At 72.2% G+C, this 24,606-nt stretch carries 11 protein-coding genes; 10 read left to right on the top strand and 1 reads right to left on the bottom strand.

All coding sequences use genetic code 11. The features are described 5' to 3' along the window. The first annotated feature begins 11 nt into the window (after positions 1 to 11). The 10 genes from U8525_RS20475 (at position 12) to U8525_RS20520 (ending at position 8,750) form a co-directional block, all read left to right on the top strand. Positions 12 to 713, top strand: a complete 702-nt coding sequence (locus tag U8525_RS20475; protein ID WP_374267961.1) for a CoA transferase subunit A — start codon at positions 12 to 14, stop codon at positions 711 to 713. A 3-nt stretch (positions 714 to 716) separates the two neighbouring features. Then, on the top strand, positions 717 to 1,379 hold the full coding sequence (locus U8525_RS20480) for a CoA transferase subunit B (RefSeq protein ID WP_374267962.1): 663 nt from the start codon (positions 717 to 719) through the stop codon (positions 1,377 to 1,379). Between the two features lie 85 nt (positions 1,380 to 1,464). Next, positions 1,465 to 1,857 carry a TIGR02266 family protein gene (locus U8525_RS20485; RefSeq protein WP_374267963.1) on the top strand — a complete coding sequence of 131 codons (393 nt, stop codon included), beginning with the start codon at positions 1,465 to 1,467 and terminating at the stop codon, positions 1,855 to 1,857. A 39-nt stretch (positions 1,858 to 1,896) separates the two neighbouring features. Continuing rightward, positions 1,897 to 3,192 carry a class I SAM-dependent RNA methyltransferase gene (locus U8525_RS20490; RefSeq protein ID WP_374267964.1) on the top strand — a complete coding sequence of 432 codons (1,296 nt, stop codon included), beginning with the start codon at positions 1,897 to 1,899 and terminating at the stop codon, positions 3,190 to 3,192. A 6-nt stretch (positions 3,193 to 3,198) separates the two neighbouring features. Next, positions 3,199 to 4,596: a VWA domain-containing protein gene (locus U8525_RS20495; RefSeq protein WP_374267965.1), complete on the top strand. Its 1,398-nt coding sequence runs from the start codon at positions 3,199 to 3,201 to the stop codon at positions 4,594 to 4,596. Positions 4,597 to 4,626: 30 nt separating this feature from the next. Next, positions 4,627 to 5,142, top strand: a complete 516-nt coding sequence (locus U8525_RS20500) for a hypothetical protein (protein WP_374267966.1) — start codon at positions 4,627 to 4,629, stop codon at positions 5,140 to 5,142. A gap of 73 nt (positions 5,143 to 5,215) precedes the next feature. Further along, a complete protein-coding gene (gene miaB, locus U8525_RS20505) occupies positions 5,216 to 6,601 on the top strand; it encodes a tRNA (N6-isopentenyl adenosine(37)-C2)-methylthiotransferase MiaB (protein ID WP_374267967.1) in 1,386 nt (461 codons plus the stop codon). A 35-nt stretch (positions 6,602 to 6,636) separates the two neighbouring features. Beyond that, on the top strand, positions 6,637 to 7,152 hold the full coding sequence (locus U8525_RS20510; RefSeq protein WP_374267968.1) for a gamma carbonic anhydrase family protein: 516 nt from the start codon (positions 6,637 to 6,639) through the stop codon (positions 7,150 to 7,152). A gap of 33 nt (positions 7,153 to 7,185) precedes the next feature. Beyond that, positions 7,186 to 7,656: a cyclic nucleotide-binding domain-containing protein gene (locus U8525_RS20515; protein ID WP_374267969.1), complete on the top strand. Its 471-nt coding sequence runs from the start codon at positions 7,186 to 7,188 to the stop codon at positions 7,654 to 7,656. 296 nt (positions 7,657 to 7,952) lie between these two features. Continuing rightward, complete coding sequence (locus U8525_RS20520; RefSeq protein WP_374267970.1) at positions 7,953 to 8,750, top strand: DedA family protein; 798 nt, start codon at positions 7,953 to 7,955, stop codon at positions 8,748 to 8,750. 128 nt (positions 8,751 to 8,878) lie between these two features. Here U8525_RS20520 and U8525_RS20525 read toward each other — a convergent pair. Continuing rightward, on the bottom strand, positions 8,879 to 24,606 hold a 15,728-nt coding region (locus tag U8525_RS20525; protein ID WP_374267971.1), incomplete at its 5' end, for a non-ribosomal peptide synthase/polyketide synthase.

A 24,606-nucleotide genomic window follows, 5' to 3' on the forward strand; every position in this document is an offset into this window, starting at 1 on the left:
ACACCGCCCGCATGAACAAGGTCTACGCGAGCGCGGATGAGGCGGTCGCCGACATCCCGGACAACATCACCCTGATGAGTGGTGGGTTCGGGCTGTGCGGCAACCCCGAGAACCTCATCACGGCCCTGCACAAGAAGAACGTGAGGGGCCTCACCATCATCTCCAACAACTGCGGCACCACGGAGCTGGGGCTGGGCATCCTCCTGCAGAACAAGCAGGTGAAGAAGATGGTCGCCAGCTACGTGGGGGAGAACAAGGAGTTCGAGCGGCAGTTCCTCTCCGGCGAGCTGGAGGTGGAGCTGAACCCGCAGGGCACGCTCGCGGAGCGCATCCGCGCCGGGGGCTGCGGCATCGGCGGGTTCTTCACGCCGACGGGCGCGGGCACCCAGGTGGCGGAGGGCAAGGAGACGCGCGTCATCGACGGGCGGCTCCACGTGCTGGAGACGCCGCTCAAGGCCGACTTCGCCATCGTCCACGCGTGGAAGGCGGACACCTGGGGCAACCTGGTGTTCCACAAGACGGCGCGGAACTTCACGCCCATGATGTGCATGGCCGCGAAGGTCACCATCGTGGAGGCGGAGCACATCGTGCAGCCGGGGGAGATCGACCCGGATCAGGTGCACATCCCGAGCATCTTCGTGCACCGCATCGTGCAGGCGCAGAACCTCCAGAAGTGGATCGAGCGGCGGACCGTCCGCAAGAAGGCGTCCTGAGCCATGCCCCTGACCCGTGAACAGATCGCGCAGCGCATCGCCCAGGAGCTGAAGGACGGCTTCTACGTGAACCTGGGCATCGGCATCCCCACGCTGGTCCCCAACTACATCCCGCCCGGGGTGGAGGTGGTGCTCCAGTCGGAGAACGGCCTGCTCGGCATCGGGCCGTACCCGGAGGAGGGGAGCGAGGACCCGGACCTCATCAACGCCGGCAAGGAGACGGTGACGGTGGTGAAGGGCTCCGCCTTCTTCGACTCGGCGCTGTCCTTCGGGATGATCCGCGGCGGCCACATCGACCTGGCCGTGCTGGGCGCCATGGAGGTCAGCGAAGAGGGTGACCTGGCCAACTGGATGATCCCCGGCAAGATGGTGAAGGGCATGGGCGGCGCCATGGACCTGGCCGTCGGGGCCAAGCGCATCTACGTGGCCATGGAGCACGCCAACAAGGACGGGCAGCCCAAGATCCTGAAGAAGTGCTCGCTGCCGCTGACCGGCCTCAAGTGCGTGCACCACATCGTCACGGACCACGCGTTCCTCGACGTGACGCCGGAGGGCCTGGTCCTCCGGGAGCTGGCGCCCGGACTGACGGTGGAGCGGGTGCAGCAGCTCACCGAGCCCAGGCTGAAGGTCGCGCCCGACCTGCGCGAGATGAAATTCCCTGCCTGACGTAGGGTGCTAGGGTGTGCCTCCGTCTCTCGCCACTGTCTGGCGGCGGGACGGAGGCCCCCATCCCCGGGGCGCGGAGCACGTCATGGCCGACACTTCGGAGAAGCCCGTCCCCGCGCCTCGCGCGCACCGCATCGATCACGAGCTGCCCGTGGCGTACCGCACGGTGTCGGGCTTCGTGACGGACTGGGCGGTGAACCTGTCGCGCGGCGGCATCTACATCAACACCCCGCAGCCGCTGCCGGTGGGCACGGTGGTGCGCCTGCTGGTGTCGCTGCCGGGCGCCAGCTTCCCGGTGGACCTGTCCGGGAAGGTGACCCGCACCAACCCCCAGGGGACGCCGGGGCACGAGGTGCCGGGGATGGCGGTGGAGTTCCTGGACGTTGACGACGAGAAGCGGTCGCGCATCGAAGCGTTCGTGGAGCGCCTGCGGGAAGCCCTGCCGGCGGACGAGCGTGGCAGCGCGACCCGGAAGTAGGGCGGCCCCACCCAGGCGGCCCCCGCGAGTGCGCCTGCGATGACGACGCTGCCCGAAGCCCCCATTGAACTGACCATCGAGCGGCTGGGCCAGCTGGGCGAAGGCGTGGCCCAGTGGCAGGGGCGCACCGTCTTCGTGCCCGGCGCCTTCCCCGGCGACACCGTGCGCGTCCTCCTGGAGGCCCAGGGCAAGGTGCTGCGCGGCCACCTGGGCCAGGTGCTGACGGACGGGGCGGAGCGCGTGTCGTCGCGCTGCGTGCGCTCGGACGCGTGCGGCGGCTGTGACTGGCTGGAGCTGTCCGTCCCGGCGCAGCGGTCCGCGAAGCAGGAGATCGTCCTGTCCACGCTGGAGCACCTGGGCCACCTGAAGCGCTCGGACTTCGCCGTGCGGCCGTTGATGGTGGCGCCCCGGGACTGGGGCTACCGCCGCCGCGCGGTGCTGCACGGGGCGGGCAAGGGGGCGCTCGGCTACTTCGGCCGGCGCACGCACGAGCGCGTCCCCGTGGACGTCTGCCCCGCGCTCACGCCGGCGCTCACGGCGCTGCCCGGGAGGCTGGCCCCGCTGCTCAAGCCGCTGGCCAGGGACACGGAGGAGGTGCTGCTGCTGGCCGAGGGCGACAAGGCCGCGTTCGCGGTGAACCTCAGCGGCCCGGTGACCTCGCGACACCTGGAGGCGGCGGAGGCCGCGGTGCGGGCGCTGCGGCTGGAGGGCGCGGTGCTGGTGCCCAGGGAGGGCTCGGCGCGGCTCGTTGGCCGGCCGGTGCTGCGCTCGCTGTCCCCGCTGCGCCCGGAGGTGCCGGTGTACCTGCGGCCGGACGCGTTCGCCCAGGCGCACGCGGAGGCCAACGTGGGGCTCGTCACGGCGGCCCTGTACGAGCTGGGCGCGCGGGAGACGGACTCCGTGCTGGAGCTGTACTCCGGCAACGGCAACTTCACGTTCCCCCTGGCGGGGACGGCCGGGGCGGTGCTGGGGGTGGAGTCGTCTCCGGTGGGCGTGGAGCTGGCGCAGCGGAGCGCTCGCGAGGGTGGGGTGGCCAACGTGCGCTTCGTCCAGGGCGACGCGCGCAAGGTGTGCGACGGGCTGGTGGCGGAGGGGCGCTCGTTCGACCTGTGCCTCGCGGACCCGCCCCGGGCCGGGGCCCCGGGCCTGGCGAAGTGGCTGCGCGCGCTGAGCGTGCGCCGGGTCGTCTACGTGGCGTGCGACCCGGCCTCGCTGGCGCGCGACGCGGCGGGGCTGGTGGAGGCCGGTTACAAGCCGGTGGCGCTCCAGGTGGTGGACATGTTCCCGCAGACGCACCACGTGGAAGCGGTGATGTCCTTCGAACGGGGAGCCTGACGCGCCATGGACGCCCGCATCGTCGAGTTCGCTGAAGTCCTCCGCCAGAACGGCGTGCGCGTCAGCACGTCCGAGGTGCAGGACGCCCTGCGCGCCACCGCGGAGGTCGGCGTCCAGGACCGCGCGCTGTTCCGCTCCGTGCTGCGCACCACGCTGGTGAAGCGCGAGCTGGACGTGGACACGTTCCGCCGCGCGTTCGACTTCTTCTTCTCCGGCGCGGCCCGCACGTTCGAGGCCATCGACAAGTCGCTGGCGAAGCAACTGGAGGAGGAGGGCTACCTGGAAGGCGACCTGTTGAAGATGGTCATCTACCAGATGAACCTGCTGGCGCCGGAGATGTCCCCGCTCGCGCAGGCCCTCCTCGCGGGGGACCGCGCGCGGCTGGCGCAGCTCTTCCGCCAGGCGTCGCTCCAACTGGACCTGGGCCAGTTGGAGAGCCCGCTCCAGACGGGGTTCTTCACGCGGCGCATGCTGGCGGGCGCGGGCATGGAGCGGGCCCGGTCCGACCTCAAGTCGCTGGAGGACGAGCTCAAGGCGCGCGGGCTGCACGCGGAGGGCGTGGAGATCGTCTCGCGCCACGTGGCCGCGGCCATGCGCAAGATCGAGGAGGCCGCGCGCGCGGAGGTGAAGCGCCAGTCCGAGGCGCGCATCCGCCGCCGCACGGACTCCGTCACGGAGAAGGCGCTGCACCTGCTCACGCAGGCGGAGGTGGACCAGATGGAGGCCGCGGTCCGCACGCTGGCGGAGAAGCTCAAGAGCCGGATGATCCGCAAGCAGCGCTCGCACCGGCGCGGGTCGCTCCACGCGCAGCGCACGCTGCGCCGGAACATGCCCTGGGACGGCGTGCCCATGGTGCCCGTGTTCCGCACCCGCCGGCCGGAGCGCCCGGAGCTGGTGGTGCTCTGCGACGTGTCCGACTCCGTGCGCAACGCGTCTCGGATGATGCTGCTGTTCATGCACACGCTCCAGTCGCTGTTCGTGCGTGTGCGCTCGTTCGTCTTCGTGTCCGACGTGGGCGAGGTCACCCCGCTCTTCAAGGACCTGGACGTGAACGAGGCCATCGACGCGGCGACCGCCGGGCGGACCGTGTCCATGAGCTCCAACTCCAACTACGGCCGTGCGCTGGCGGACTTCACGCGCGACCACCTGGGCAGCATCACGCGCCGCACCACCGTGATGATCATCGGCGACGGCCGGAACAACTACAACGCGAGCAACGCCTGGGCCCTGAAGGACCTGAAGCGCAAGGCCAAGCGCGTGCTGTGGATCTGCCCCGAGGAGCGGGGCAACTGGGGCATCGGCGACAGCGAGATGCTCACCTACGAGAAGCACTGCACCCAGGCCGTGGTCGTCAACTCCGTCTCGGACCTGGCCCGCATCGCGGAGCAGCTCGTCCCCGCCTGAAACAACCCCTTCCCCCACACAGGAGCCCCCATGGCCCCGTCCTTCTTCGACGACTACCAGGACGTCCCCAACGTGGAGACCGGTCTGGACCTCGACGCCGCCGACGACCGCACGCTGCGCATGGCGTCACGGCCGGTGGACAGCGCGCTGCTCGACCAGCTGGTTCGCTACCAGGAGACCTTCCTGGCGCACGTGGAGGCGGACGCGGCCCCGGAGGCCATGGCCCGCGCGTCCAAGGCGGCGCTGGAGGCCAGCGGCCTGGACGTGAAGGCGGCCGAGTGGGGGAGCGCCATCCTCCGGGCCTTCGGCGGGCGGCGGTGGACCGTGCAGCGGCTGCGCTCGAAGCTGACGGAGCTGGCGTCCCGCTCCGGGCCGGAGGTGGACGCGGTGAGGAAGCGCGTCCAGGACGAGCTGGTGAACCAGGAGCAGGAGACGGACGCCCTGGGCCGGCGGTACGGCGCGGAGACGGTGGCCCTGCTCCGCGAGCGCGAGGCCCAGCTGCTGGGGCTGCACACCCGGCTCACGAAGGTGCTCATCCGGGGATGAGCCGGCGTGTCCGCCCGGTTGCATTCCGCGTCCGGGCGTTCCATAACGGCCCGTTTTCCTTCAAGGCCTACCCATGAAGCGCTACTTCATCCACACCTTCGGCTGCCAGATGAACGTCAACGACTCGCTCCGCATGAGCGAGGCGTTGTCGAAGATGTCCTACGTGCCCACGCCGGAGCCGGACAACGCGGACCTCATCATCCTCAACACCTGCTCCATCCGGGAGAAGGCCGAGGACAAGATGCTCTCCGCGCTGGGGCGCTACCGCGCCGTGAAGGCCAGCCGCGGCGCCATCCTGGGCGTGGGCGGCTGCGTGGCCCAGCAGGAGAAGGACAAGCTGCTGAAGAAGGTGCCCTACCTGGACTTCGTCTTCGGCCCGGACAACATCGCGAAGCTGCCGGAGGTGATCGCCCGCGTGCAGGACTCGCGCGAGCGCGTGGTGGAGACGGCCTTCGTGGACTCCGAGGAGTACGTCTTCCCGCGCGCGGACGCGGAGACGTCCCGCGGCAAGGTGACCGAGTTCGTCACCGTGATGAAGGGCTGCGACAACGTCTGCTCCTTCTGCATCGTCCCGCACACCCGTGGCCGCGAGGTGAGCCGCAACTTCCCGGACGTGCTCACCGAGGTCGCGGACCTGGCGGGCGTGGGCGTGCGCGAGGTCACGCTCATCGGCCAGAACGTCAACTCGTACCAGGGCGGCATCAGCTTCGCGCAGCTGCTGCTGCGCACCGCGGAGGTGCCGGGCATCGAGCGCGTGCGCTTCACCACCAGCCACCCGCATGACCTGTCGGACGAGCTGATCGAAGCCTTCCGCGTGCAGCCGAAGATCGCCCCGCACTTCCACCTGCCGGTGCAGTGCGGCAGCGACCGCATCCTGAAGATGATGCGCCGCGACTACACCGTCGAGCAGTACATGGAGCGGCTGGAGAAGCTGCGCGCCGCGCGGCCCGGCATCGCCATCACCACGGACATCATCGTGGGCTTCCCCGGTGAGACCGAGGAGGAGTTCGAGATGACGATGCAGCTCACCGAGCGGGTGAAGTACGACAACCAGTTCTCCTTCGTCTACAGCCCGCGCCCCAAGACGGGCGCCGCGCTGCGAGAGAAGGACTGGGGCCCCATCCCGCATGAGGTGAAGGTGGCCCGGCTGGAGCGCCTCCAGAAGCTCCAGCGGCGCATCAGCGGCGAGTACACCCAGGCGCAGGTGGGGCTGGACGTGGAGGTCCTCGTCGAGGGCCGCTCGCGCTACGACGCCGCCAAGCGCTTCGGCCGCACCCCGGAGAACCGCACCGTGAACTTCGACGGCGATGCTCCGGCGGGCTCCCTCGTGAAGGTGCACGTGGAGCGCGCGACGCCCAACCAGCTCGCGGGCAAGCAGGTGGCGGTGCTCCAGGCCCCCACCGTGGCGCCGCCGCCGGTGGAGCGGCCCTTGCCGTTGCATGTCCCGGCGGAGGCCTGACGCCTTCGCCGTCGTCTCGCCGTCGGAGGTGCACCATGGCGTTGAGGCCGTTTCGCGGGGTCTCCCCCCGCGTCCACCCCAGCTGCTTCGTCGAGGACTCCGCCCAGGTGGTGGGTGACGTGGAGCTGGGCGAGGACTCGTCCATCTGGTTCAACTCGGTGCTGCGCGGGGACGTGAACTCCATCCGCATCGGCAAGCGCACCAACATCCAGGACCTCACCATGGTGCACGTCACCAGCCAGGGGGACGCCACCACGGTGGGCGACGACTGCACGGTGGGCCACCGGGTCATCCTCCACGGGTGCCTCGTGGGCCACCGGGTGCTGGTGGGCATGGGCGCCATCCTGATGGACGGCGTGGAGGTGGGGGACGACTGCATCATCGGCGCCGGCACGCTGCTGACGCCCGGGACGAAGATTCCCCCGGGGATGCTGGTGGTGGGCTCGCCCGGCAAGGTGAAGCGCCCCCTCCACGACGGCGAGCGCGAGTTCCTGGTCCAGTCCGCCCTCCACTACGTGCACGTCGCCGCGGAGCACCGCTCCAGCCGCTGACGCGGCCGCATTGTGCGTGTTAGGAACACCCCCATGGCGCTCGCCCCCGAGACGACCCTGAAGGCCTGTCCGCTCTTCAAGGGCTTCACCGACACCGGCATCTCCATCTTCGCGGCGGCGGCCGTGTCACGGGCCTTCCCCAAGGGGACGGCGCTGTTCGCCGAGGGCAAACCCGGGGACTCGCTGCTGATCGTCGGCGAGGGCACCGTGCGGCTGAGCGCCCGGAGCCCCTCGGGCGAGGACGTGCCCCTGGGCGAGGTGACCGTCGGCGAACCCCTGGGCGAGCTGGCGCTCGTGCAGAAGGGAGAGCGGCTGTGCTCGGCCACCGCGCAGACGGACGTGATGGCGCTGGAGATCCGCGCGGCGGACTTCCAGAAGCTGCTCGCGCAGAAGCCGCAGGCCTGCATCAAGCTGCTGATGGGCATCGTGAGCCACTTCGGCGCGAAGGCCCGGGACAACCGGGACATGCTGCGCACGCTGGTGGCGCGGGCCCCGGGCACCTGAAGCTCTGTCGGACAGGTCGCGCGGTGCTCCTACCGGAGCGCGATGAGTCCTGCCTCCCGCACCCGAGGTGGTTACAGTGCCCGTCGGGAGTCCCCCGGGCGTCCGGGCTGTCACACACCGTGGGCATGGGTAGGCAGAAGGCCGAGCGCTTTCGTGATGGGGCGCGGCCACTTGAGGTGGGAAGCTGGGCGGCCGGAGTTTTCAAGTGCCGCACCCGGTTGATGGCTGGGTGATGGATGGGCCGGCCCGGGTGATTGCCGAGCGGTCCTTCGGGAAGTGATTGGACGGAACGACGCGTGGAAGAACTGCTCACCAACCTGCTCGGTAACTCCCAGGGCCTCTTCGCCTACCTGACCGTGTTCGCCGTCCTGGTGGCGTGCGGGCTAGGCGTGCCGCTACCGGAGGACATCTCGCTCATCCTCGGTGGATTCCTGGCGCACAAGGGCGCGGCACACCTGCCGGTGATGATGGCGGTGGGGTTCTTCGGCATCCTGGTGGGCGACAGCCTCATCTACATGGCGGGGCGCCGGCTGGGGACGAAGCTGGGGCGCGACCCGGGGGCGAAGGGCGGAGGGTTCTTCTCGAAGATCGTCACGCCGGAGAAGCGGGCGAAGGTGGAGTCGCTCTTCGTCACGCACGGCCAGAAGATCGTGATGATCGCCCGCTTCATGCCGGGCGTGCGCGCGGTGACGTACTTCACGGCGGGCTCCGTGCACATGCCGTTCTGGCGCTTCATCCTGTGGGACGGCCTGGCGGCGCTGCTGTCCGCGCCGGTGTTCGTGTGGCTCGGGTTCCACTTCGGTGGCGAGCTGGACATGGTCATCCGCAAGATGAAGGACGGCCAGGTCATGGTGATGGGGACGCTGGCGGTGGTGGCGGTGGCCTACTTCGTGTACCGCCACCGCAAGAACGCGCGGCTCAAGGCCGAGGCCGCCGCCCACGCGCAGCAGGTGACGCCGGTGGCCCTGCCGCCCGTGCCGGAGTCGCTGGAGAACAGCGTGTCGCAGACGCGCGCGCCCAGCCCCAGCGCCTTCTTCGACGTGCCCGCCGACAAGGCGCCCACGTCCGAGCCGGACCTGAACGCGCACAAGTAGCCTCGGCGCGACGGTGCCGCGGTTCACGGACCCCGCCCCCTCCATGGAGGGAGCGGGGTTCTTCGTTGCGGGGCGGGCTCCGGGCTGGCGCCTCCCTTCACGAGGGCGCCAGCCCGGCCGCGGTCACGTCACGCCTTGCCCGTGGGGTGGAGCGCCTTCGTCAGCAGCTCCGCCACGGACCGCACGGTGGGCTCGCGCAGCAGCGTGTGGTGGGTGCCCGGCAGCTCGTGCGCTTCGAGCTGCTCGCCCACCAGCGCCGCCCAGCCCCCGTCGATGGGGCGCGTTTCGTCCCGGTCCTCCGCCTGGATGCGCAGCACGCGCTGAGGCATCGCGGGCGGGTGGTAGCGACGGGCCGCTTCGAGGTGGGCCTCGAAGACGTTGAAGAGGGCCGTGGCGCTCGCGGCGTCCACGCCGGGCGGCAGCGCGCCGGCATGGGCCGCCGCGTCCAGCACCTTCGCGAGCGCCGCTTCGGGCTCCAGCGCCGCCAGGTCCACGTCCAGGTCCGTCAGCGACACGCCCATCAGGTCCTGTGCGAACAGGCCGATCGCCAGCAGGCGGTCCAGGTCCGGCTCCGAGTCCGGCACCGTCTCCGGCACGTACGAGTCGATCATCGCCACCAGCTCCACGGCTTCGCCCGCCTCGCGGAGCTGGTAGGCCATCTCGTAGGCGATGACGCCGCCGAGCGACCAGCCCCCCAGGTGGTACGGGCCGTGAGGCTGGACCCCGCGCACCGCTCGCACGTAGCTGGCGGCCAGGGCCTCCACCGTGTCCAGCGGTTGGCGCTCACCGTCCAGCCCCCGGGCCTGGAGGCCGTAGAAGGGCTGATCCGGGCCCAGCTTCCGCGCGAGCTCCGCGTAGGCCAGCACCGTGCCGCCCACCGGGTGCACGCAGAAGAACGGCGGCGCGCTGCCCGTGCCCTCCTTCTTGAAGGGCACCAACGGCGTGAAGGGCCTCGGCTCCTCCTCCACGCGCTCCCCCAGCAGCGTCGCGAACCCCTCCACGCTGGGGGCCTCGAAGAGGGCGGACAGCGGGAGCTTCCGGCCCGTCTCCCGGTCCACCGCCGCCAGCAGCCGCACGGCCAGCAGCGAGTGCCCGCCCAGCTCGAAGAAGCTGGCGCGCACGTCCACCGTGGGCACCCCCAGCGCCTGGGCCCAGAGGCGCTCGAGCACCGCTTCCCGTTCATCCCTGGGGCCGACCTTCGCTTCGGTGCTCGCGGCCTCGTCCGTTGGGGCGGGCAGCGCCGCGCGGTCCACCTTGCCGTTGGGCGTCAGCGGCAGGACGGGCAGGGCGACGTAGGCCGCCGGCACCATGTAGTCGGGCAGCGACCGCTGGAGGTGGCCTCGGAGCGGAGCGGTGTCCACCTCCGGCGCCACGTAGGCCACCAGCCGCTGCACGCCCGGCACGTCCTCGCGCACGAGCACCCGCGCGTCCCGGATGCCCGGGTGCGCGCGCAGCGCGACCTCAATCTCCGCCGGCTCGATGCGGTAGCCGCGCAGCTTCACCTGGAAGTCCACGCGCCCCATGAAGTCGAGCGTGCCGTCCTGGCTCCAGCGGACCCGGTCTCCCGTGCGGTACAGGCGGGCTCCGGGCTCCGTGCTGAACGGGTGGGGGATGAAGCGCTCCGCCGTGAGGTCCGGGCGGTTCCGGTAGCCTCGCGCCAGGCCCTCGCCCGCGATGAACAGCTCGCCGGGGACGCCCACGGACACGGGGTTCAGGTTCGCGTCCAGGACGTACACGCCGACGTTGAGCATCGGCCGGCCGATGACGGGCGTCGGGTGGGCCGTGCTCTGGATGCACTCGGTGGTGGAGGCCACGGTGCCCTCGGTGGGGCCGTAGGCGTTGTAGGCCCTCGTGCGGTGCGTGGCCGCGAGCGTGCGCCACGTCACCTCGTCCATCGCCTCACCGCCGATGAAGCAGATGGACGGCACGTGCGGCTGCTCCAGGAGGCCCGCCTCCAGCAGCAGCTTGAACAGCGACGGCGTGCAGTCCAGCGCGTCGATGCGCCGCTGGTCCACCCACGCGAGCAGCGCCTCCGGATCCTGCCGCACGCCCTCCGGTACGATGCACAGGCAGTGGCCGTCCGCCATCAACAGCAGCTGCGTCACGGACGCGTCGAAGTAGAGGGGCCCGTTGAGGCTCACCCGCATCACCTTGGACACCTGCGCGTAGCAGGCCTCCGTCAACGAACGATGCAGGTGCGCGAGCGAGCGGTGCTGGATCATCACGCCCTTGGGCGTGCCCGTGGAGCCCGACGTGTAGATGACGTACGCTAGGTGCTCCGGCCTCAGGGCCACGCGCGGGTTGCCCGGCGACGACGCGTCGATGCGCCGCGCCTCCTCGTCCAGCCGCACCACGTGCCGCACCGCCGGCTGCCACGCGTCCACGTGCGCCCGGGTCGTCAGCAGCACGGACGCGCCGCTGTTCTCCAGGATGAAGGCCCGGCGTGCCTCGGGCGCCGTGGGGTCGAGCGGCACGTAGGCGCCGCCCGCCTTGAGGATGCCCAGCAGGGCCACGATGGCCTCCGGCGAGCGGTCCAGGCAGAGGGCCACCGGCACGTCCGGGCCCACGCCCAGCGTGCGCAGGTAGTGCGCCAGTTGGTTCGCGCGCACGTTGAGCTGGTGGAACGACACCGTCGTGTCGCCCATCACCACGGCGGGGGCCTTGGGCGTGCGGGTCACCTGCTGCTCGAAGCGCGCGGGGAAGGACAGGTCGCTCTCGTAGGCGGCCGTCTCTCCGCTCCACTCCTCCAGCACCCACTGGCGCTCCTCCGCCGTCAGCAGGGGCAGGGCGTCCAGCGCGGTGTCCGGCTTCGCGACCGCGCCCTCCAGCAGCTGCACCAGGTGCTCCGACAGCCTCCGGGCCGTGGCGGGCTCGAAGAGGTCCGTGGCGTAGGAGAGGACGCCCTCGAAGCCTTGCGTCGACCGGCCCAGCGTCAGCTCCAGGTCGAACTTCGTCGTGGGCAGGTCCACCTCCACCGGGCGCAGCGTCAGGTCCGGCAGGCGGACCTCCGCGTCCGGCACGTTCTGGAGCGCGAACAACGCCTGGACGAGCGGCGTGCGCGACAGGTCGCGCGCGGGCTGCACCGCCTCCACCAGCCGCTCGAAGGGCAGGTCCTGATGCTCGAACGCGCCCAGCGTGGTGGCGCGCACCTGCGCGAGCAGCTCCCGGAACGACGGACGGCCGTCGAGCCGCGCGCGCAGCACCAGCGTGTTCACGAAGAACCCGATGAGGCCCTCCGTCTCCGCGTGGCGCCGGCCCGCGATGGACGTGCCCACCAGCAGGTCCTCCTGGCCGGAGTACCGGTAGAGCAGCGTCTGGAACGCCGCGAGCAGCACCATGAAGGGCGTGGCGCCCTCGGACTGGGCCAGGGCCTCCACGGCCTCGCTCAGGGCCGGGGACAGGCGCACCGGGAACGTCGCGCCGCTGGCGGACCGCTGGGGCGGACGGGGCTTGTCCGTGAGCAGCGCCAGCACCTGCGGGGCGCCGGCGAGCTGCTGCTTCCACCACTGGAGCTGCGCGTCCAGGACCTCGCCCTGGAACCAGCCGCGCTGCCAGACCGCGAAGTCCGCGTACTGCACCGGCAGCGGGGCCAGCGGTGAGGGCTGGCCCTGACGGAAGGCCTCGTACAGCGCGGTGACCTCGCGCACCAGGATGCCCATGGACCAGCCGTCTCCGATGGCGTGGTGCAGGCACAGGAGCAGGACGTGCTCGTGGGACCCCAGCGTGAGGAGCGTGAGGCGCGCCAGCGGACCGGCGGCGAGGTCGAAGGGCTTCAGCGCGTCCTCGCTCGCGATCCGCAGGGCCTCCGCCTCCCGCGCGTCGTGGGGGAGCCCCGTCAGGTCCACCACCGACAGGACTCCGGTGGGGGCGGGGTGCACGTGCTGGCGGGGTTCGCCGTCGTGGGACTCGAAGGTGGTGCGCAGCGCTTCATGGCGCTCCACCAGCGCGTCGAAGGCCCGCTGGAGCGCGGGCACGTCCACCGCGCCCGTGAGGCGCAGGGCGGTGGGCATGTTGTAGAGCGCGCTGCCCGGGGCGAGCTGGTCGATGAACCACAGCCGCTGCTGCGCGAACGACAGCGGATGCGGGCCAGGGCCTTCCGCCGGGCGCAGCGGCGGCAGGGAGTTCGCTTCCGGCGCGTCCGGCAGGCGCTGGGCGAGCGCCGCCACGGTGGGGGACTCGAACAGCGCGCGGACGCCCACGTCCACGCCGAACCGTTCGCGGATGCGGGACACCAGCTGCGTGGCCAGCAGCGAGTGGCCGCCCAGCTCGAAGAAGTGGTCGTTGCGGCCCACGACGGGGATGTTCAGCAGCTCCTCCCACAGCGAGGCCAGGACCACCTCCGCGGGCGTCGCCGGGGCCTCATACGTGTGCGCGGCGCGCAGCTGCACCTCCGGAGAGGGCAGCGCCTTGCGATCCAGCTTGCCGTTGGGCGTGAGGGGCAGGGCGGGCAGGGTGACGTAGGCCGCCGGCACCATGTACTCCGGCAGGTGCCGGCGCAGGTGTTCGCGCAGCACGTCCGTGTCGCCGTCCGCCACCACGTAGGCCACGAGCCGCGCGTTGCCCGGGGCGTCCTCGCGCACCAGCGCCACCGCGTCCCGGACGGCCGGGTGCGCGCGCAGCGTGGCTTCGATTTCACCCAGCTCGATGCGGTAGCCGCGCAGCTTCACCTGGAAGTCCAGGCGGCCCATGAACTCCAGCGTGCCGTCCGGCCGCCAGCGGCCCTTGTCGCCCGTGCGGTAGAGGCGCGCGCCGGGCTCCGCGCTGAAGGGATCCGGCATGAAGCGTTCGGCGGTCAGGTCCGGACGGCCCAGGTAGCCGCGCGTGACGCTCTCGCCGGCGAAGCACAGCTCGCCCGGCATGCCGATGGGCACCGGCCGCTGCCGCGCGTCGAGGACATACGCGGTCAGGTTCGCCACCGGCCGGCCGATGAACGGCTCCGTCCGGAGGGTTCCCTGGAGCGCCACGCCCGTCGTGCCGACCGTGCACTCCGTGGGGCCGTAGCCGTTGAAGGCCCGCGTGCGGTCCGTCGCGGCCAGCTTCCGCCACGACTCCGCGTCCAGCGCGTCACCGCCGGTGATGACGAGGGGCGGCACCCAGGCCCGCTCCAGCATCCCGGCCGCCAGCAGCGGCTTGAGCTGCGCGGGCGTGCAGTCGAGCGAGTCGATGCGGTGCTGCTCCAGCCACGTGAGCATCGCCTCCGGCTCCGTGCGCAGCGCGTCCGGGACGACGTAGAGGCAGTGCCCGTCGATGAGCTGCACCACGCGCTCCATCACCGCGTCGAAGTACAGCGGCGCGTTGACGGTGACGCGCTGGCCTGCGGGCTGCCCCGCGTAGAACACGCGGAGGAAGGCCCGGTGCATGTTGAGGATGGCGCGGTGGTGCACCATCACGCCCTTGGGCGCGCCCGTGGAGCCGGACGTATAGATCACGTAGGCCAGGTGCTCCGGTCCCGCCAGCGCGGGCAGGGGATCGTGGGAGAGGGCCGCCAGTCCGGGCTGCTCCACGTCCAGCCACACCTCCTGGGCGCCATAGGGGTTCCAGTCCCCGCACGCGGCTTCCGTCGTGACGAGCACGGCCGCGCCGCAGTCGCGCAGCACGAAGTCCCTGCGCGCCGCCGGGGCTCCGGGGTCCAGCGGCACGAAGGCGCCGCCGGCCTTGAGCACCGCCAGCAGCGCGACGATGGCCTCCACCGACCGCTCCAGGCACAGGGCCACCCGCACCTCCGGGCCCACCCCCATGGAGCGCAGCCGCCACGCGAGCTGGTTCGCCCGCGTGTCGAGCTGCCGGTACGTCAGCGTCGTCTCGCCGAACACGACGGCCGGGGCGTCCGGGGTGCGCGCCACCTGCCGCTCGATGAGGCCGTGCAGGGTGGCGTCGCGCTCGAAGTCCACCAACTCGCCGCCGCCCATGCGCACCAGCCGCGCCAGCTCCTCCGGCGAGACGAGCGACACGTCCGCCAACGGCAGGTCCGGCGCGTCGCACACGGCATCCAGCAGCCGGCGCAGGTGCGCGAAGAGCCGCTCGATGGTGCTCGCGTCGAAGAGGTCCGCCGCGTAGTGGAAGCGGCCCTCGTAGCCGTCGTGGGTCCGGTTCAGGTCCAGCGCCAGCTCGAACTGCGACGGGGTGTCGCCGTCGAGGTGCGCCGGGCCCACGGAGAGGCCGGGCACCGACAGCTCCGGCACCGGGGCGTTCTGGAGCGCGAACATCGCCTGGAACAGCGGCGTGCGGCCCAGGTCGCGCTCCGGCTGGAGCGCTTCCACCAGGTGCTCGAAGGGCGTGTCCTGGTGCTCGTAGGCACCCAGCGTGGTGGCGCGCACCTGCGCGAGCAGCTCCCGGAACGTCGTCCTCGCGCCGAAGCGGCCTCGCAGCACCAGCATGTTCACGAAGAAGCCGATGAGGCCCTCCGTCTCCGCGTGACGGCGGTTCGCGATGGGCGAGCCCACCAGCACGTCATCCTGTCCGGACACGCGCGCCAGCACGGCCTGGAACGCCGCCAGCAGCGCCATGAACGGCGTGGCGCCCTCCTGCTGGGCCAGCGCGTCCACGCGCTCGCTCAGGGCCATGGGCAGGGTCACCCGCACCAGGCCGCCGCGCTGGGAGGCGGTCGCGGTCCTCGGCCGATCCGTGGGCACGTCCAGCACGAAGGGGGCTCCGGCAAGCTGGTGCTTCCACCACTCCACCTGCGCTTGGAGCACGCCGCCCTGGAGCCAGCCACGCTGCCAGACCGCGAAGTCCGCGTACTGCACGGGCAGCTCCGGCAGCTCGGCGGGGCGCCCGCGCTGGTGGGCCTCGTAGAGGGCGGTGAGCTCGCGCACGAGGATGCCCAGCGACCAGCCGTCGGAGACGATGTGGTGCAGGTGCAGCACCAGCACGTGCTCGCGGGCGTCCAGCTTCAGGAGCAGCGCGCGGATCACCGGCCCGTGCGTCAGGTCGAACGGGCGCAGCGTCTCGGCGTGGCCCAGGCGCTGGGCCTCGGCCTGCCTCTCGGCGCGGGCGCCGACGCCCGTCAGGTCCACGGTCTCCAGCGGGACGTGGCCCTCCGCGTGGATGTCCTGCACGGGGCGGCCGCTCTCCATCCGGAACGTCGTCCGCAGGGCTTCATGCCGCGCCATCAGCGCGTCCAGGCCCGCTCTCAGCGCGTCCACGTCCAGATTGCCGGTGAGGCTCAGGGCCAGCGGCATGTTGTAGAGCGGGCTGCCTCGCTCCAACTGGTCGATGAACCACAGCCGCTGCTGCGCGAAGGACAGCGGGGGCGCGGACGTCCTCGGGACAGGGACCAGCGGCGGTGCCTGGGTGCGGCGCGCGTCCACCAGCCGCTCGGCCAGCGACGCCACCGTGGGGGCCCGGAACAGCTCGCCCAGGGGCAGCTCCACGCCCAGCGACGCGCGGATGCGCGACACCACCTGGGTGGCCAGCAGGGAGTGGCCGCCCAGCTCGAAGAAGTCGCCGTGGATGTCCACGGCGTCCAGGTGCAGCACCTCCGCCCAGATGTCCGCGAGCGCCTTCTCCACCGCGCTTCGCGGCACAGCGGACGTGGCGGGGTCGTCGACACGGGCCTGCGGCGCGGGCAGGGCCTTGCGGTCCACCTTCCCGTTGGCGCCCAGGGGCAGCTTCGCCAGCACCACGATGGCCGACGGCACCATGTAGTCCGGGAGCTGCTTCTGCACGGCGGCGCGTAGCGCGCCCGCGTCGAGGCCTTCGCCTTCACCGCTCGCGACGTAGGCCACCAGGCGCTTGTCGCCAGGCACGTCCTCGCGGACCACGACCACCGCCTCCTGCACGTCCGATGACTGGCGGAGGACGGCTTCGAGCTCCCCCGGCTCCACGCGGTAGCCGCGCAGCTTCACCTGGAAGTCGGTGCGGCCCAGGAACTCCAAGGTCCCGTCGCTCCGCCAGCGCGCGCGGTCACCCGTGTCGTAGAGGCGCGCGCCGGGCTCCTTGGCGAAGGGGTGGGGGATGAAGCGTTCGGCGGTCAGGTCCGGGCGCTGGAGGTAGCCCCAGGCCAGACCGTCTCCGCCGACGTAGAGGGTGCCCGGCACGCCCGGCGGCACGGGCTGGAGCGCCGCGTCCAGCACCCACGCCGTGGAGTTCCCCACCGGCCGGCCGATGGGCACCGAGCGGCCCACCGCGTCTCCGGCGCGCAGGGTGTGCGTGGCGGAGAAGGTGGTGTTCTCCGTGGGGCCGTAGCCGTTGACCAGCACGGCGCCCGGCGGCAGTCGCTTCAGGTGTTCGCGCACGCGCTCCACGGGCAGCACGTCGCCGCCCGCGAGCACCTGCCTCACCCGGGCCAGCGCGTCGCCCTGGTGCAGCACCATCTGGTCGAAGAGGGCCGCCGTGAGCCACAGCGTGGTGATGCCCTCGCGCCGCAGCAGCGCGCCGGTCTCCTCCAGCGACAGCGCCTGGGGAGGCGCCAGCACCAGCGTCGCTCCGTTCAGGAGCGCGCCCCAGATCTCCAGCGTGGACGCATCGAACGCGATGGGGGCCAGGTGGAGGAAGACCTCCTCGGGGCCGAAGTGGATGAAGTCCGCGCCTCGCACCAGGCGGGTGATGGCCCGGTGGGGGACGCTGACGCCCTTGGGACGGCCGGTGCTTCCCGACGTGAACATCACGTAGGCCAGCGCCTCGGCGCTGGCCGTCAGGTCCAGCGCCGTCTCCGGCTGCCTCGCGAGCTGGGCCTCGTCCGCGTCCAGCAGGACCTGGAGGTCCGTCACCTGGGGCAGCTCGTCCGCCAGCGCCTCCTGGGTGACGAGCACGCTGACGCTCGCCGCCTGGAGCATCCAGGTGATGCGCTCCGCGGGCGTCTTCGCGTCCACCGGCACATACGCCGCGCCCGCCTTGAGGATGCCCAGCAGGCCCGTGATGAGGTCGAACGAGCGCTCCAGGCACACGCCCACGCGGTGCCCGGGCCGCACGCCCTGGCGCCGCAGATGGTGCGCGAGCCGGTTCGACGCGCGGTCCAGCGCCGCGTAGGTGAGCGTCTCCGCGCCCGCCTTCAGCGCGATGGCGTCCGGGGTGCTCGCGGCCTGCTCCGCGAAGAGCGCGGCCACGGACGCATCACGCGGAGAGGCGCGCGCGGTGTCGTTCCACCCGACGAGCAGCCGCTGCCGCTCCGCCTCCGTCAGCCACGGCAGCTGGGACAGCCGCGTGTCCGGCGCGCGGAGGGCGGCCTCCAGCAGCACGCGCAGGTGCTCCGCCATTCCGGCCACCGTGGCCGGGTCGAACAGGTCCTGGTTGAAGAGGAGGGCTCCGTCGAAGCCGTCCTGCGTCCGCGCCATCAGGCACTGGAGGTCGAAGAGGAGGGTCTCCGGAACGGTCTCCCGCGTGCGCAGCGTCAGGCCCGGCAGGGACAGCTCCGGCATGGGCGCGTTCTGGAGCGTGAACGTCACCTGGAACAGCGGCGTGCGCCCCAGGTCGCGCTCCGGGTGCAGGACCTCCACCAGCTTCTCGAACGGCAGGTCCTGGTGCTCGTAGGCGCCCAGCGTGGTGGCGCGGACCTCGTCCAGCAGCTCGCGGAAGCGGAGCGTGTCGCGGACCCGCGTGCGCAGCACCACCGTGTTCGCGAAGTAGCCGATGAGGTCCTCGGCCTCCGCGTGGCGGCGGCCCGCGATGGGCGACCCCACGAGCACGTCCTCCTGGCCCGCGTACCGGTGCAGCAACAGTTGGAAGGCCGCGAGCAGCACCATGAAGGGCGTGGTGGACGTCTGGCGCGCGAAAGCCTCCACCGCCTCGCTCAGCTCGCGCGACAGGGGCAGGGGCTGCATGCCGGCCCGGAAGGACGGACGCGCCGGACGCGGATGGTCCGTGGGCAGCTCCAGGTAGGGCGCGGCCCCCTCCAGTTGACCGCGCCAGTACGCCAGCTGCGACTCCAGCACGTCCCCCTGGAGCCAGCCGCGCTGCCAGAGGGCGTGGTCGGCGGCCTGCACCACCAGCTCCGGCAGCGGCGAGGGCTGCTCCGCGGCGAACGCGGTGTAGAGCGTGCCCATCTCGCGCACCAGGACGCCCGTGGACCAGCCGTCGGAGATGATGTGGTGCGTGTTGAGCAGCAGCTGGTGCTCGGTGGGGCCCAGCTTCATCAGGAGCCCCCGGAAGAGCGGGCCGTGCTCCAGGTCGAACGGCGTGCGGAGCTCCTCCAGCGCCAGCCGCGACGCCTCCGCCTCTCGGGCCTCCGCGGTCGGCAGCGCGGAGAGGTCCACGTTCCGCAGGGGCATGGGGAAGGGCGGGTGGATGACCTGCGACGGCGTGCCTTCGTGTGAACGGAAGGTCGTGCGCAGCGCTTCGTGCCGGCGCACCAGCTCATCGAACGCCGCGAGCATCACGATGATGTCCAGCGTGCCGTCCAGCGTGAGCAGGCTCGGGAGGCTGTAGGCGTTGCCCGCCGTGCCGAGCTGCTCGATGAACCACAGCCGCTGCTGCGCGAACGACAGTGGCAGCACGTCCGGTCGCTCCACGCGGACCAGCGCGGGGAGCGCCTTGGCCCCCGCCAGGGGCGCTCGGAGCGCGTCGATGCGCTCGGCCAGCGCCGCGACCGTGGGGCCTTCCATCAGGGCGCGCAGGGGCAGCTCCACGCCGAAGTGCGCGCGCACGCGTGACACCAGCTGCGTGGCCAGCAGGGAGTGGCCGCCCAGCTCGAAGAAGCCGTCGTGACGTCCCACCGCGGGGACGCGCAGGACTTCGGCCCACAGCGGGACCAGCGCCGCCTCGGTGGGCGTCGCGGGCGGTTCGATGACGCGCTCGGGGACCGGGGCGGCCTCCGGCGCGGGCAGGGCCTTGCGGTCCACCTTGCCGTTGGGCGTCAGGGGCAGGGCGTCCAGCGCGAGGAACGCCGCGGGCACCATGTACTCGGGCAGGTGCTGGCGCAGGTGTTCGCGCAGGGGCGACGTGTCCACCTGGGGCGCGACATACGCGATGAGCCGCTCGTCGTGGACCTGCACCACCGCGTCCCGGATGCCCGGGTGCGCGCGCAGCGAGGCTTCGATCTCTCCCAGCTCGATGCGGTTGCCGCGCAGCTTCACCTGGAAGTCCAGGCGGCCCATGAAGTCGAGCGTGCCGTCCTCGCGCCAGCGGGCCCTGTCGCCCGTGCGGTAGAGGCGCGCGCCGGGCTCCGTGCTGAACGGATCCGGCAGGAAGCGCTCGGCCGTGAGCGCGGGCTGGCGCAGGTAGCCTCGCGCGAGGCCCTCACCCGCGAGGCACAGCTCCCCCGGCGTCCCGATGGGCGCCAGCCGCTGGTGCGCGTCGAGCACGTAGGCGCGCACGTTGGCGATCGGCCGACCGATGACGGGCAGCGGCTGGGGCGCGCCCTGGACGACGCTGACCGTCGCGTCCACGGTGACCTCCGTGGGGCCATAGCCGTTGTAGGCGCGCCCGCGCTTCGTCGCGGCGAGCTGCCGCCACGTCACCTCGTCCATCGCCTCGCCGCCGATGGAGAAGTGCTTGGGGACGTGCGCGCGCTCCAGCAGACCCGCGGACAGCAGGAGCTTGAGCTGCGACGGCGTGCTGTCGAACACGTCGATGCGCTGATGCTCCAGCCACCCGAGCAGGGCCTCCGGCTCCAGGCGCACGTCGTCCGGGACGACGACCAGGCAGTGGCCGCTCAACAACTGGATCACCTGTTCGACGGACGCGTCGAAGTACAGCGGCGCGTTCAAGGTGACGCGCTGGGCGCTCGGCAGGTTCTCGTAGATGCTCCGCGTCATCGCCTGGTGCAGGTGGAGCACCGAGCGGTGCTGCACCATCACGCCCTTGGGCATGCCGGTGGAGCCCGACGTGTAGATGACGTAGGCGAGGTTCCTCGCGCCCACCACCGGCGGCGGGTTCTCCGAGAACCTGTCCGACGGTCCGACAGGTTCCGCGTCCAGCCGCACCCGGTGGGGCACCTCCGGGCGCCACGCGTCCCACAGCGCTTGCGTCGTCACCAGCACGGACGCACCGCTGTCCTGGAGGACGAACGACTTGCGCGCGGCCGGCGCCCTGGGGTCCAGCGGCACGAAGGCGCCGCCGGCCTTGAGCACGGCCAGGAGCGCGACGATGGCCTCCGCCGAGCGCTCCAGGCACAGGCCCACCGTCACCTCCGGGCCCACGCCCAGCGACCGCAGGTGCCACGCGAGCCGGTTGGCGCGCGCGTTGAGCTGCTGGAAGGACAACGTCGTGTCCCCGAAGACCACGGCGTCCGCGTCCGGCGTCTCCGCGGCCTGCCGTTCGAAGCGCGCGTGCACCGTGGAGTCGCGCTCGAAGTCCAGGGTCTCTCCCAGGCCGGCGCGCAGCAGCCATGCGCGGTCCTCGGACGACACGAGGGACACGTCCGCCAGCCGCGCGCCGGGCCGGGCCAGCTCCTCCAACGCCTGCCGCCACTGCCCCAGGAGCCGCGTGACCGTCCCGGCGGTGAAGCGGTGGGAGTCATGCGTCAGGTGAAGCTGGAGCTTCGTGCCCGGCATCACCGTGGCCAGCAGCGGGTAGTTCGTCGACTCGCCGATGCGCAGGTCCCGCACGTCGAGCGCCGTGGAGCGCCGCAGCAGGGCTTCGTCCAGGGGGTAGTTCTCGAAGACGAGCAGCGACTGGAAGAGCGGCGTGCCTCGCGGCAGCTCGCTCCAGCCCTGGGTGCTGACGAGCGGGGTGTGCTGGTGCTGGAGGATGCCGAGCTGCTGGGCCTGGAGCGCCTGGAGCCAGGGCAGCACGGGCGCGGAGTCATCGGGCAGCGCGATGCGGACGGGCAGCGTCGTGATGAGCATGCCCAGCATGGCCTCCGCCCCCGGAAGCTCCGGAGGGCGCCCCGCCAGGGTGGTGCCGAAGAGCACGTCGCGCGTGTCCGCGTGGCGCGCGAGCACCAACGCCCAGGCCGCCTGCGCCAGCGTGTTGAGCGTCAGCTGGTGCTGGCGCGCGAACGCCTGAAGGTCCGCGGTGCGCTCCTCCGGAAGCTCCAGCCGCGTCTCCACCGGGTGGCCCGTGCCGGACGGCCTCGCCCCCGGAGGAAGCTCCCCGGGCAACGGCGTGGGGACGGACAGGCCCGCGAGCTGTCCTCGCCAGAAGGCCTCATCTCCCTCCGGGTCCGTCTTGCGCAGCCACGCGATGTAGTCGCGGAACGACGCGCGCGACGCGGGTGGCGGCGCGGTGCGGGTGCGGAGCGCGTCGTAGATCGCGAAGACCTCCTGGAAGAACAGGCCGGTGCTCCAGCCGTCCAGCAGCAGGTGGTGGTGGCTCCAGAGGAAGCGCCAGACCTGCTCCGCCAGCCGCACCGCGGTCACGCGCATCAGCGGCGCCCGCGAGAGGTCCAAGCCGCGCGCACGATCCTCCGTCTCCAGGCGCTCCAGCGCGGCCTGCTGCTCCTGGGCGGACAGGTGACGCCAGTCGTGCTGTTCGAAGGGCAGCTCCACCTTCGCGTGGACGACCTGGAGCGGCGCGTCCAGTCCCTCCCAGACGAACGCGGTGCGCAGGACGGCGTTGCGGTCCACCACCGCCTGCCACGTCTCGCGGAACAGCCCGAGGTCCATGGGCGAGTGGATCGACCAGGCGCTCTGCGTGAAGTAGACGCCGCCGGCCGGGGCGTACAGGGCGTGGAAGAGCATGCCCTGCTGCACCGGGGAGAGGGGGTAGACGTCCTCGACCGTGGGGCCCTGCGCGGCGAGCAGCGCGTCCAACGCGGCCTGGGAGAGCCGGGCCAGCGGGAAGTCGCCGGGCGTCCTGCGGCGCGCGTCGTCGGAGTGACGCTGGGTGATGAGGGTCCGCAGCGCGCGCGTGAAGGCGTGGGCCAGGGACTCGATGGTGGCGGTGTGGTGCCACTCGTCGCTGAAGCCGAAGTCCATCCGCAGCTGGCCGTCCGCCACGAAGCCGTCCACGGCCAGCAGGTGCGCGCGGAGGGCCTGGGGCGCCACCGTGTTGCCGGTGGACTCGGTGCCCAATGAGAAGAGGGTGCTGGCGCCGGTGGAGCCGTCGAGCTGGCCCAGGTAGTTGAAGACCACCTGCGCGGAGGGCAGATCCGCGAGCTGATCGCGGACCTCCGCGGGCCCCATGAAGCGCAGCAGGCCGAAGCCGATGCCCCGGTCGGGCCACCCGCTCATCGAGTCGCGCACCGCTCGCAGGCAGTCGCCGGGGGAGCCGCCCTCCGGCAGTTGGAGCAGGGCGGGCGCGAGCGACGTGAACCACCCGACGGTGCGAGACACGTCCGCGTCCGCGAAGAGCTCCTCTCGCCCGTGTCCCTCCAGGTCGATGAGCAGGCGCGACCGGCCCGTCCACTCACGCAGCGCCAGGGCGAGGGCGGTCAACAGCACGTCGTTGATCCGCGCGCGCCAGGCGCCCGGCGTCTCCTGGAGCAACAGCCGGGTCTCCTCCGCGTCCAGCCGGACGGTCACGGTGCGGTGCGAACCCGCGATGCCGGGCCCCGAGCCATCCGTGGGCAGCGGGGCCACGTCCCGCCGGGCCTCGTCGAGCCACAGGGGCGTCTGCGCACGCACCGCGTCGGAGAGGGCGTGGGCCTCCATCCTGCGGGCCCAGTCCAGGAACGAGGTCGTCTTGGCCGGAAGTGCGGGCGGCTGGCCCGCGCGCAGGCGCAGGTACGTGGTCTCCAGGTCCTCGACGAGCACCCGCCAGGACACGGCGTCCACCACCAGGTGGTGGAGGATCAGCAGCAGGCGCTGCTCCTGTCCGGCGCCGAAGTGGAAGAGCGCGGCGCGCAGCAACGGCGGCCGGGCCAGCTCGAACGAGGCCTGGAGGCGCTGGGCCTCCTCTTCCAGCCGCGCGGCGCGCACGTCGGCGGGCAGCGCGGACAGGTCCACCTGGAGCAGGGAGACGGGAGCCTCCTCCGGCGCGGCGTCCTGCTGACGCCAGGCGCCGCTGTCATCGCGCACGAAGCGCATGCGCAGGGCGTCGTGGTGGAGCACCAGCGCCTGGAGCGCCTGCTCGACCTGCGCCGCCATCAACGGCTGACGCACCTGGAGCAGCAACGCCTGGTTGAAGTGGTGCGCGTGCGCGGGGTCGCGCTCCAGCAGGTTGCGCTGGATGGGCGTGAGCGGCAGCTCGCCCACCACCGGCCCCTGCTCCGCGGCGCGGGTATCGCTCATGCGGGCGACGGCGGCCAGGGCTCCCAGCGTCGGGTGCTGGAACAGGTCGCGGACCGACAGCGTCACGCCGGCCTGCCGTGCCCTCGCGACAGCCTGGAGGCTGATGATGGAGTCGCCGCCCAGCTCGAAGAAGTTGTCGTCGAGTCCCACGCGTTCGACGCGCAGCACCTGGGCCAGGACCGCCGCGAGCGTCCGCTCCAGCTCCGTGCGGGGCGCCACGTACTCCCGCTTCGAGGCGCGCGGTCCGTCCAGCGCGGGCAGGGCCTTGCGGTCCACCTTGCCGCTGGAGGTGAGCGGCAGGGCCGGCAGCGGGATGAAGGCGGAGGGCACCATGTACTCCGGCAGCCGCCGCAGCAGGTGGGCCCGCAACGCAGCCGGATCCAGCTCCGCGCCCGAGACGACGTAGGCGACCAGGCGCCGCGCGCCGGGCGCGTCCTCGCGCACCACGGCCACGGCGTCCCGCACGTCCGGATGGGAGAGCAGCGTGGCTTCGACTTCGCCCAGCTCGATGCGGAAGCCCCGGAGCTTCACCTGGAAGTCCGCGCGGCCCAGGTACTCCAGCGTGCCGTCGGTGTGCCACCGGGCGAGGTCGCCGGTGCGGTACAGGCGCGCGCCGGGCGTGTCGCTGAAGCCGTCCGGGAGGAAGCGCTCGGCCGTGAGCCCCGGGCGGCGCCAGTAGCCCCGGCCCACCTGCACGCCGCCGATGAACAGCTCGCCCGGGATTCCCACGGGCACCGGCTGGCCGTGGGCATCCAGGACGTACATCGCCGTGTTCGCCACGGGGCGCCCGATGGGGACGGCTCGCA

It is taken from the genome of Corallococcus sp. RDP092CA (genome assembly GCF_041903675.1).
GTDB lineage: Bacteria > Myxococcota > Myxococcia > Myxococcales > Myxococcaceae > Corallococcus.